Source organism: Shewanella sp. SW24, assembly GCF_025653395.1.
GTDB classification, from domain to species: domain Bacteria; phylum Pseudomonadota; class Gammaproteobacteria; order Enterobacterales; family Shewanellaceae; genus Shewanella; species Shewanella oncorhynchi.
On the sequence record NZ_JAKKSH010000002.1, the window covers coordinates 348,187 to 359,963 of the forward strand.

Below are 11,777 nucleotides of genomic sequence, written 5' to 3' on the forward strand. Positions count from 1 at the left end.
TTCAACTTTCTTTATTTGGCCGCTTTAATTGATCTTCCACTAAAAGGGGCGGTGATTAACAGTATTTGCAACCGCGCATTTTAACCTAACCAGACTGGTAAACCTAGGGGTGCACTGTTCATTAAATGGGATAACAAGGATTATTTTCCAAGCTAAAAGACCACAGCACTAAAGCCGAGACTAACAAAAAGCAATGAGTTAAGACTGTGATCTTACTTAAATTTAGCCAAGATAGTGCTATGCGCGAGGCCAATGGCTGACACACAAGCGCTCTCCTGCCTAAAAAATCCCCATAATATCAAAGGAAACACGACTAAAAAGGCCTGATAACGCCAACCCCATCACGACTAAATCAGAACAAACATTCACCAGCGCACAGTCTGGGCGGGTTTGTGATTCAAGCTGCAATTTTGCAGCAAACTTCACTCGCCCATAAGCGTCTTCTAAAGCTGTCTAGGTATACTCGAAACAACCTAAGCCTGCAGCCCCGCGCTATAGCAGCTAAGCACCCTACATATAAAAAGGCCATGGGATGATAGAACTTCGAATTAATGACCAAGTGTTGTCGGTTAATCCGACCGATAACCTACTGCAAGTGGCGCATGCTGCTGGCATAGCAATACCCAGCTTATGTGATCCCAGCGCAGCCTCGCAGCAATTAGGCAATCACGAACATGCAGACAAGCAAGCCTGCAATTTGTGTGTCGTCCAAATTGAGAATTCCGACGCCAGTTTGCGCTGCGTACGCGCCTGTGAAACGTCCGCCACAGTCGGCATGCGAGTCATAACTCAGTCTGAATTATTAAGTCAAAAACGCAAACAAGCGCTGACTGAGATCTTGAGCGATCATTTTGCCGATTGCGAAGCCCCCTGCCAACAAGCATGCCCTGCGGGCGTCGATGTGCAGAGTTACCTGTATCACATAGCCCAAGGCAACCATACTGAAGCCGTTAAAGTCATTAAACAAACTTTGCCGCTGCCACTCTCCATTGGCCGTGTCTGCCCTGCTTTTTGTGAAGCACAATGTCGCCGCGGACTCGTCGATGAGCCCATTGCCATACGCCAATTAAAACGTCACGCCGCCGATCTCGACTTAGCTGATGGCGAAAATGGGGGCATGAGTTATGTGCCACCACGCCAAGCCGACACGGGCAAAAAAGTCGCGATTATTGGTGCGGGTCCAGCAGGGTTAAGTGCCGGATATTACTTATCAAACCAAGGCCATAGCGTTGAGATATTCGAATCTATGCCACAGGCGGGTGGCTGGCTGCGCTATGGCATTCCTGAATATCGCTTACCTAAGGCGATACTCGATAAAGAAATCGAACTCTTGTGCCATAACGGGTTAACCATCCACACAGAAACGCGTCTCGGTCACGAGATACATTTAAATCAATTAGTTGAAGATTTCGATGCCGTTTGTCTTGCCATTGGCGCCCAAAAAGCTGTGCCAATGGATTATCCAGGTAGCACACTCGCAGGTTGCTACTTAGGTGTCGATTACTTAAAAGATCATTGTCTCGAAAAGACACTTATTTTAGGTAAGAAAGTCGCCGTCATTGGTGGTGGCAATACCGCTATTGATTGCGCCCGCACAGCGGTGCGTGAAGGCTGTGATGTCACCCTAATTTACCGTCGTACCCGCGCAGAAATGCCCGCCGAAGCTTACGAGGTACACGAGGCCGAAGTCGAAGGGGTGAAGTTTCATTTTTTAACCAATCCGCTTGAAAACCATAGCGATGCGCAAGGTAGAGTACATTCTGTCACCTTCGCTAAGATGGCACTCGGCGAAGCCGATGCCTCTGGCAGACGCGCTCCCGTTGATACTGGTGAAACCTTTACCCAAGATTTTGATACTGTGATAGCCGCAGTATCACAAACTCCCGATATGAGTTTTATGCAAGATCCCGCGAGCCACTTAAGTAATGGTGAACTCGCTCTCAGCCGCTGGAATACCTTTATTGGCTGCGAGCACACTATGTCATCAGGGGTTGAAAAACTCTTCGTGGTGGGGGATGCGCGCCGCGGTCCTGCCACCGCAGTCGCCGCCATAGGCGATGGCCATAAAGCCGCCATCGCCATAGATAAATTACTCAAACAAGGCCTAAGCTGTGAGCTGCATGCCACTGAATTTAATTCATCAAAAGCAGTCGGTAACACAATAAAACAAGGCTTGCCAACTACCGAGCTCTACCCCTCTGTCGCACGTAAAGCCCGTTTAACCATGCCCGAATTGAACGCGGTGCAACGTTTACTCAATTACGGCGAAGTCGAGCTAGGCTTTGCTCCCGATGCCGCCATGCAAGAAGCGGCTCGCTGCCTCGAATGCGCCTGCCAAGCCAATACTGATTGTAAATTAAGGGACTATGCGACCGACTACCATGTCGAACCTAAGTCACTCAGCACTCAAAGCGTGCGTAAGTTTTCGGTCGATAAATCGAGTCCGTTCATTCAATTTGATGCAAATCGTTGTATTAGCTGTGGTAAGTGCGTCGATGTGTGCCAGTTGCAGAGTGGCCATTGTGCGATTCAATTTGCCCATGATTCCTATCAAGCACTGCCGCAAGATATAAGCGAAACCGCCACGCGCCGCGCACCGAGAGTCGGCTTTAGCGCTAGCATGGCCGACAGCAAATGTGTGCAATGCGGCAACTGTGTGCAGGTTTGCCCAACGGGTGCACTCGTCGATGCGCGGGATAAACGCCAAGGCGATGAAACGCCACTCAAAACCGCCTCAACGATTTGTACCTATTGCGGCGTAGGCTGTCGGCTTGACCTTAAAATCGATACCAACACGAATCAGATCCGTCATATTGAGGGCAATAAAGAGTCTGTGGTTAACCAAGGCATGCTCTGCGTCAAAGGGCGATTTGGTTTCGATTTTATTCACAGTGAAAAACGCCTCACCACGCCACTCATTCGTAAACATGGCCAGCTCACGCCAAGTAGTTGGCCTGAAGCCATCGCCTATGTGGCCGAACATTTACAGCAAATAAAACAGCAACATGGCAGCAATGCACTGGCAAGCTTGGCCTCGGCAAAAGCCACCAATGAAGAAAACTTCCTCCTGCAAAAATTTGTCAGAAGCATACTCGGCACCAATAACATCGACCATTGCGCCCGTCTGTGCCATTCATCCACAGTCACTGGGCTACAGCAAAGTATCGGCAGTGGTGCCATGACCAATGACATTCCGAGCATTCAAGCATCGGATGTGATTTTTATCATAGGCTCAGACACCAGCAGTGCTCACCCGATCATCGCCTCGAAAATTAAGCAAGCCGTGGCTTTGCATGGCGCAAGATTAATGGTGGCCGATCCTAAACGTGTCGCCATTGCCGACAGTGCACAGCTTTATGTCGCCCACAGACCCGGCACTGACGTCATGCTACTCAATGCGATTATGGCGGAAATCATCCGTAATGACTGGCAGGATAAAAGCTATATTGCAGCGCGCACCGAAGGCGTGGATGCTCTCTATGCTGAACTCAAAAAAGTAGATTACAGCCTAGAAAATGCAGCCTTGATAACAGGTGTTAAAGCCGAAGATATCGCCCGCATCGCCCGTACCATAGGCACGGCCGACAAAACCGCAGTCTACTATGCCATGGGCATTACCCAGCACACGACGGGACACGACAATGTCACCGCCATATCTAATCTACAACTTCTATGCGGCAATATTGGAGTTGAAGGAGCGGGGATTAACCCACTACGGGGACAAAGTAATGTGCAAGGTGCCTGTGACATGGGCGCACTGCCTAACTTCTTCAGTGGTTACCAAAAAGTCACCGACATTCACGCCAGAATGCGTTTCGAGGCACATTGGCAAACGCCGTTATCGGGAGAAATTGGCGTGACCGCCACCCATATGATGCATGATATTTCCAAAGGGAAAATCAAGGCTTTATATGTAATGGGCGAAAACCCCGTATTAAGCGACCCAGATCAAGCCCATGTGCTTAGGGCGCTTAATGCAATCGACTTTTTAGTGGTGCAGGACATCTTCCTCACCGAAACCGCCGAGCTTGCCGACGTGGTTCTGCCCGCCGCGGCCTTTGTCGAAAAACGCGGTCATTTCACTAATACTGAACGACGAGTGCAGCGACTCGAACAGGCCCTGCTACCGCCAGGTGAAGCCCTGCCCGATAGGCAAATTGTCCAAGCCATTGCCAATGCGATGGGTGCCGCTTGGGATTACCCTAATGAAGAAGCGATTTGGCAGGAAATCAATGAGCTGACACCACAATATCGCGGTATTACTTGGCAGCGATTAAGCACTAGAGTTGACGGTAAAATTCCCCAAGGTATTCAATGGCCTTGCCCAGATGATGCTCATCCAGGTACTCCCATTATGCACCAAGGCCAATTCACCCGCGGCTTAGGTAAGTTCACGCCAGTGAGTTATCGCTTACCCGCAGAAATGCCCTGCAGTGAGTACCCGCTCACCCTCTCGACCGGACGTTTACTGGAACAGTTCCACACAGGCACCTTAACCCGTAAAACGGCCGGACTCGACTTACTCGGCTCGCCTAAAGTAATGATTTCAGTCTATGACGCCGAGCAACTCGGCATAGGCAATGGCGATAAAATCAAACTTACTACCCGTCGCGGTGAAATTGAAATCGACGCCTTTGTGACGAAAAGAGCCCAAGCTGGCGTGTTATTCCTGCCCTTCCACTTTGTGGAAGCTGCGGCGAATAAACTCACCATCAATGCGCTCGATCCTGTCGCTTTTATCCCAGAATATAAGGTCTGCTCGGTAAGGGTTGAGCGGGTTGCCGAGAAAATTGATTAGAATGAACTGACTAGGCTGGATTGACTAAAGTAGATGGATTAAGTACTCTTCAAAAAGGTAAATAAGCCAAATAAAAACGGGAGACTTTAAGTCTCCCGTTTTTAATCAAGATTGCTGCAATTAAATCTTAAACTGGCCCACTAACTTGCCCAAGTTAATGCCTTCTTCCGAGACTGTCATACTGATCCTAGCGGCATCTTCGCTGGAATGAAGCAGCTCGTTTACAATCTCTTGGATGGCATACACGTTACGGTTAATTTCTTCGGTTACTGAGCTTTGCTCTGTCGCCGCGGCCGCAATTTGGGTACTCATATCATTAATAGCCGTTACCGCTGAAGTGACTGAACCTAAACTATCGGAAATCGTGCGAGAAGAATCCACCGAACGTACACAGCTTTGCTGACTCTCTTCCATGGCTTTCACGGCTTGGGTCACTAGCTTATGCAGTGCCGATAACATCTCGTTGATTTCTAACGTGCTGGCTTGAGTTCGACTGGCTAAATTGCGCACCTCGTCGGCGACCACAGCAAATCCACGACCCTGTTCACCAGCACGGGCCGCTTCGATGGCGGCGTTTAATGCCAATAGGTTAGTTTGCTCGGCAATACCGCCAATGACAGAAAGCACGCTGTTGATCTTCTGTGATTGCTCGCTGAGTGACTTTATACTGCCAGCCGCATTGTTGATTTGCGACATTAAAGACGCAATCTCCTCAAGCGAAGCATCAACACAACGCTGTGCATTCGCCACATCACCAGTAGCAGCGTGAGTCGCTTCGGCTACTTGAGTGGTATTCTTAGCCACTTCGTTCGCAGTGGAGGACATCTCAGTGATTGCAGTCACCACCTGATCGGTTTCATTGTTATGACTCACCAACTGGCTCGACATGACTTTAGTTTGATCATGAATCGCATTGGCTGCCGTTTTTACTTTAGCCGTCGCAGTCGCAACATCGCCGATAATATGCTGAAGTTTATCGACAAAGAGGTTAAAGGAGCGCCCAAGTTGGGCAATTTCGTCTTCACCTTTTACGGTAAGTCGTTTGGTTAAATCCCCTTCGCCCTTAGCAATATCATTTAAGTTATCGGCCATATTCTTGATTGGCACAACCATACGATGGGCGGCAATCATAATGATAAAGCCAGTAATACCCGTAAGGAAAAGCGCTATCAGCAAAATCGCGAAGGATTTTTCTGCCATTTGCTCAGTCACTGTCTGGCGATAATCTTCAACAACAGCTTCAATATCATCGATATATGCCCCAGTACCTAACATCCAGTCAGTACTTGGGATCATCATGGCGTAACTGATTTTTTCAATCTGTTCATTAGTATTAGGTTTTTGATAGTAATAGGAGAAACTACCATCGCCACGTTTAGCGGCATCGAGCAGACCGACGATAATTTTAGTGCCGCGAGGATCTGTCATATCCATTTTATTTTGCCCTTCTAAACTCGGTATTAGGGCATGGAAAATATTTTTCCCTTGAGAGTCATACATGAAGAAATAACCCGCACTGCCAAAACGTATGTCTCTTAGCGCTTGATTCACATTCCCTTGTTCTTTTAACGATAATTGGTAATTCACTATACCAGCGGCAATTTCGGTAGCTTCTTTAATTTGTTGTTTACGTTCACCGACGAGCTTAGATCTAAAGGTAACCACCTCATCGGCAAGCGCATTTTTCTCGACATAATAAGAAACCGACATCAACACCAATAATGCGAGGATCAAAGGGAACAGCGATAGCAATAATAATTTATTGCGCAAACTCAACTTAGACATACTTGAATGCTCCAAAGGATTACAACTTGTATCTTCGGAGTATAGCTAAGATTGTTGTATTTCTATGCGCTTAAAGTAACAAAATCTTAATCTTGCTCAATAAACATTCGATTAATAACGACTCAGTTCAAAGCATATTAAGCAGCACACCACATACACTAAAACCTAATACCAGTTGTAGCATGGGTGGTTTAAATAACTTTAATGCACCAAAACCGAGCAATACCAAGGCCATATCTTTACCTGAGAATACCGCCTGAGAAAACACGGGTTGATAAAGTGCTGCGGCAAGTAAGCCAACAACACAGGCATTGACGCCCGCTATCGCACCAGCAATTTTTGGTCTTGCGGCAATCGCATGCCAGCTTTTCAACCCCACCAGCATGAGTAAAAAACCGGGTAAAAAAATGGCTGCGGTTGCGATGCAAGCCCCCATGAAGGGCTTATCTAACATCACTTCAGCGCCTAAAAAGGTCGCAAAGGTAAACATAGGTCCTGGCACTGCTTGGGCAAAGGCATAACCTGTCAGAAAACGATCGCCACCTATGGTATCACCCACCGCAGTTTCCAACAGAGGTAGCACAACATGACCACCACCAAATACTAAGCTCCCTACGCGATAAAACTCACCGAAGATCCAAGCTTCAGAGCCTAAATCCACGATAAAAAAACTGCCGATGAGCAACACGAAAAAGAGCAACAAATAGAAGTAATTCAATCGAATCGGTGCCAGGGCTACTGTGTCATCTTGGCTCGCACTCAATTTATAGATGCCGATAGTGGCGGCGCCAAGTAACAAAAGGATTTGCGTCCACATAGATGGCACAATCAAAATTGCAGCAGTACTGACTAACATTAATAGGCGTGCGGATTTGCGTTGGCAGAACTGTTTAAACATGGCGAGAACGGCATCGGCAACCACAACGACGGCCATTAACTTAAGCCCATAAATCATCCCTTGAACATAATGATTGGCGAGCCAAGCCGACGTCGTTACCGCCAGTAAGTACATCAAAATAAAGGAAGGTAGTGTAAAACCGGCAAAAGCAGCAAGCGCGCCAACAAGCCCGCCTCTTTGATAACCAATGGCAAAGCCCACTTGGCTCGACCCTGGCCCCGGCATAAATTGGCTTAAGGCAACCAGACTGGCGTAACGCTTATCATCGAGCCAACCGAGTTCATTTACGAAGGTCTGGCGAAAATAACCAATGTGCGCCGCAGGTCCACCAAAACTCATCAAGCCCAAGGTAAAAAAGCGTAGGAAAATCTGTAGCATAAATCGCCGCCCATCAATGCATAAAGTGCTGAAGATTATGCCACTAAAAAGACACTTTGATGAAGTTTCACGCGAGCAGCGCAGATAAAAGTATTGCAAAGACTCCACATGGTAGAGTCCTTATGATTGTTTGAGCGGACTTCAAGAGTCGTAAAGCGAGTGAACACAAATGCTTAGTGATAAAATGATGAGAGAAAAAGCTAATCCTTCACCAACATAGCTAAGACTTCAAAATGATCCGTGTGGGGGAATAAATCAAATAGCTGCACTTTGGTTAAGTGATAGCCTTGAATATATTCGAGATCTTTCGCTAAGGTTTGCGGATTACAGCTTGAATAGAGAATGGCCTTAGGGGCAAACTCGCTTAAAGACTGACATAGCGCCTCGCCAATGCCACGCCTTGGTGGATTAACAATGATCAAATCCGGCTTATCGGCAGCGCTTTTACCCTTAGCAAAGTCGGTGGAATCGAGCGCCATAAATTGCACGTTTTCGAGCCCCATCATTTGCGCTGACATTTGCGCGCATGCAATCGCTTCAGCTTCAATTTCAATCCCTGTGAGGGTAATATCTTTGGATGCACAGTGCAGTCCGAAACCGCCTACACCACAGAAGAGATCCCATAACGAATGAGGTGAAAACTCGGCAACCCATTCACGGGCCGTTTGATATAACTGAGCCGCAACGTGTGGATTGGTTTGGAAAAAGCTCTTAGGCCGAATAAACAAAGGCACATGATTAAAACGTTCTTCAAGCCTAGTATTCTCAGTTAAGAAAATCTCTTCATCACCCTCAAGTATTGCCATATGAACCGGTTGGATATTGACTGACACCACTTTTATTTGCGGATATTCAGCTAATAATGCAGGTAATTCACGTTCGATACGTTCGATACTATTGGTGGACCGCAGTACAAACCGCAGTAGATATTCACCACGCACTTGACTGCGGGTCAGCAGAATAAATTTAAGTTCACCCTTGGCTCTATCTACCCGATAAGGAGGAAGTCCAGCCTGCTGCACAAAGCGTGTTAAGCGATGTAATAAATCTTGCATATCAGATGGATATAAAAGGCAGTCGCAAAGATCTACCGCCTCGCCACTTGGGCTCACAATCCCCAGCACTGGCGCATGGGCGGCGCCTAAGGCTACCATTTTAGCTTTATTACGAAAGCCGCTGTCCTCCCCAATTACCGGCGGCTGAAAAATATCGTGTAAATTAGCTGGGATAAAAGGCGCGAGTAGTTGCTGTAAAGTTTGAGTCTTAACCGCCACTTGCTGCACCATAGGCTGTTGTATATGTCGGCAAGAAAGGCACTGACCTTGGTTAAAATAACCACATTGCTTGGCGGTATTTACAATAGCAGCATTCACGGCAGATCCTAGATATCAGTAAAAAAGCGCCACACTGTAGCGGTTTTACAGGTAAAAATCACCTTGAAGCATATTCAAATCAGCATCAAGTGCATAATTCACGGCGCACTCAAGATAGGGTGAGTTTATCAACATCAGCAATAGACTGCCGCTTACCCAGGGCCTTTTCAATCCATTCAAGCACTTCGGCTGAGGTACTGCGAAACGTCGTTAACTTACCGCCATATAAACTGAGTATTCGCGGATGGGAAATCGATGTTTGCATTAAGGTATCTCGCGGTCGCTCAAAGGCTTGGCTATTTTGCTTAGGCAAGACCCGAATACCACAGAAAGTTTTGGTTATTAGCGCCTTGAGCTCATCAATCTCCGGCGTTAATGGGAAATAATGTTTGTAGATCCCCAGCAGATAATTAATTTCAGATTCGGTCGCCTCAGGCGGCTTATCTAAAGAGGTTAATTCAGTTTCTGTGGTGCCGATTAAGGTTTGACCATACCAAGGCATCACAAAAATTACCCGCTTATCGAAGCATGACTCTAAGTACAAGATGCCATCGGGCGCGGGAATATCCAGCAACACATGGGCACCTTGTACCCAATCGAGTTCAACACCCGCAAGTGGGGGCAAGACTTTGCTTAAAACAGCATTTACCCAAGGACCTGCAGCATTAATCACAAGCTTCGCCTCGGCTTTATGGATTTCGCCCCTGTGGCTAAAACTCAGCTCACAGGTCTCGCGCTTGTGTTCCAACTCAAGAAATTCAGCCTCGGTATAGACTTCAGCACCCAGTGCCTGTGCGCTACGCGCCACCGCTTGAGTGAGCAATTTATCGTCGGTCTGTGCATCCCAGTACTGAAATACGGCTTTTAATCCAGAGAGTTTTAATCCCTTGAAACGATGCCAATGCACAGCAGGTACTGACACAAATTGGCCTAAAGGATCAAATTCACTCAGCAGTGCATACATACTCAGTCCTGCGCGAATGGTCCAAGGACTGCGCTGACTGTTGTCGTACACGGGAATATAAAAGGGCACAGCTTTAACAAGTGATGGCGCAAGATTGAGTAAATGTCGCCTTTCAAGCAATGACTTACGGACTAAATTAATTTGTCCGGTTTCTAAATAGCGTAAACCACCGTGGATAAGCTTGCTGGAATTAGCTGAGGTTTGGCCGCCAATTTCGCCCTTTTCAATCAGCAAGGTGGAATAGCCCGCTGCTGCTGCATATTGGGCAATGCCGACACCGCTGATCCCACCGCCAATAATGGCTACATCGAAACAGGCCATAACTTACTCTCGCTAACCTTCAATAGACGACTGACCCGCTGAGCCTCAAGCATAAAACCCATTACACTCAGTCGAAACGCTAATAAGCGTTAATATGTCAATAAGTTAATCTTAGATCAAATCTCGACGATAAGAGTTTAATCAATACTGGCATGTAATTGTTTAAGTGCTTGATCGCACATAGTCTTTAAGGCTTTTAGTTCGCTCGCCTCGCCGCCTACTTTACAGCGCATCAAATGGGGAATTTCACTTGCCTGTGTTTTGAGGGCAAGCCCCGCTGGCGTTAAGGCCAGCACTCTCACGCGTTCATCCTGCTCGCTACGCCCGCGAGTCACTAATCCTTTAGATTCTAGCCGCTTCAGCAATGGCGTTAACGTGCCTGAATCGAGGAAAAGTTTATCGCCTAAGGTTTTGACACTAATCCCCTGCTCTTCCCATAGCACTAGCATGACTAAGTACTGCGGATAGGTTAGATCTAATTTGTCCAACAAAGGGCGATAGGCACGCACCATAGCATTTGCAGCACTATAAAGTGAGAAGCACACTTGATTCTCAAGACATAAGGCATTCTCTGTGCTGGTATTTTCGGCCATATCGACAGTATTAACACGGGTGTTGGGTTGAGTTGTTGCCATAGGAAGATCCGACAAATTAAATATATTGCGCACAATATACTTGCATTCACACCAAAGATCGAATTATAGTTTACCACAATTAAATTGCGCGCAATTCAAATAGGTTTACTTAATCCTTAACCTCAGAAGGTCTAATACTATGAAAACACTTTATGAAACACGTGCCACAGCAAAAGCGGGTCGTCAAGGTCAAGTCAGCACTGATGATGGTTTACTGGATGTCGCTTTAGCCTATCCAAAAGCCATGGGCGGTAGCGGTCTCGCCACGAATCCTGAACAACTGTTTGCCGCAGGTTATGCCGCCTGTTTCTCAAACGCCGTTCTGCACGTCGCAAAAATCGGCAAAGTGGATATTACCGAAGCGCCAGTCAGTGCAGTTGTTGGGATTGGTGCCAATGACGCCGGTGGTTTTGCATTAGCGGTTGCCTTAGAAGTCAGCTTAGATTTACCGCAAGAAGCCGCAGAAGCCCTAGTGCGTCATGCGCATCAAGTTTGTCCGTACTCGAACGCCACGCGCAATAATATCGACGTGAAACTTAGCGTAAATGGCGTAACGTTAGGCTAACCATAACCCATCATCGACACCTGTTGATAACGTCAGAAATAGAGCACCCTCGGGTGCTTT

Annotated in this window: 7 protein-coding genes; 2 read left to right on the plus strand and 5 right to left on the minus strand. The window is 47.2% G+C overall.

Annotated features, from left to right (window positions below; genetic code table 11):
- Positions 1–532 precede the first annotated feature (532 nt).
- Positions 533–4,798 carry a formate dehydrogenase subunit alpha gene (fdhF, locus tag L5M17_RS03270; protein WP_263145182.1) on the plus strand — a complete coding sequence of 1,422 codons (4,266 nt, stop codon included), beginning with the start codon at positions 533–535 and terminating at the stop codon, positions 4,796–4,798.
- 120 nt (positions 4,799–4,918) lie between these two features.
- On the opposite strand, the gene L5M17_RS03275 is transcribed toward fdhF, so the two are convergent.
- From L5M17_RS03275 to ohrR, 5 genes are all read right to left on the minus strand, one after another.
- Positions 4,919–6,583, minus strand: coding sequence for a methyl-accepting chemotaxis protein (locus L5M17_RS03275; RefSeq protein ID WP_263145185.1), 1,665 nt, complete (start codon positions 6,581–6,583; stop codon positions 4,919–4,921).
- Between the two features lie 127 nt (positions 6,584–6,710).
- The gene (chrA, locus tag L5M17_RS03280) at positions 6,711–7,859 is read right to left on the minus strand and encodes a chromate efflux transporter (protein WP_263145188.1); all 1,149 of its coding nucleotides are present in this window, start codon (positions 7,857–7,859) and stop codon (positions 6,711–6,713) included.
- A 200-nt stretch (positions 7,860–8,059) separates the two neighbouring features.
- Positions 8,060–9,232 (minus strand): 23S rRNA (uracil(747)-C(5))-methyltransferase RlmC, encoded by a 1,173-nt coding sequence (rlmC, locus tag L5M17_RS03285; RefSeq protein ID WP_263145190.1) that lies wholly within the window; start codon positions 9,230–9,232, stop codon positions 8,060–8,062.
- A gap of 109 nt (positions 9,233–9,341) precedes the next feature.
- The gene (locus L5M17_RS03290) at positions 9,342–10,517 is read right to left on the minus strand and encodes a glycerol-3-phosphate dehydrogenase/oxidase (RefSeq protein WP_263145193.1); all 1,176 of its coding nucleotides are present in this window, start codon (positions 10,515–10,517) and stop codon (positions 9,342–9,344) included.
- A gap of 137 nt (positions 10,518–10,654) precedes the next feature.
- Positions 10,655–11,152, minus strand: coding sequence for a hydroperoxide resistance transcriptional regulator OhrR (gene ohrR, locus L5M17_RS03295; RefSeq protein ID WP_168824895.1), 498 nt, complete (start codon positions 11,150–11,152; stop codon positions 10,655–10,657).
- A 139-nt stretch (positions 11,153–11,291) separates the two neighbouring features.
- On the opposite strand from ohrR, the gene L5M17_RS03300 reads away from it, so the two are divergent.
- Positions 11,292–11,717, plus strand: a complete 426-nt coding sequence (locus L5M17_RS03300; protein WP_131524696.1) for an organic hydroperoxide resistance protein — start codon at positions 11,292–11,294, stop codon at positions 11,715–11,717.
- The last annotated feature ends 60 nt before the right edge of the window (positions 11,718–11,777 follow it).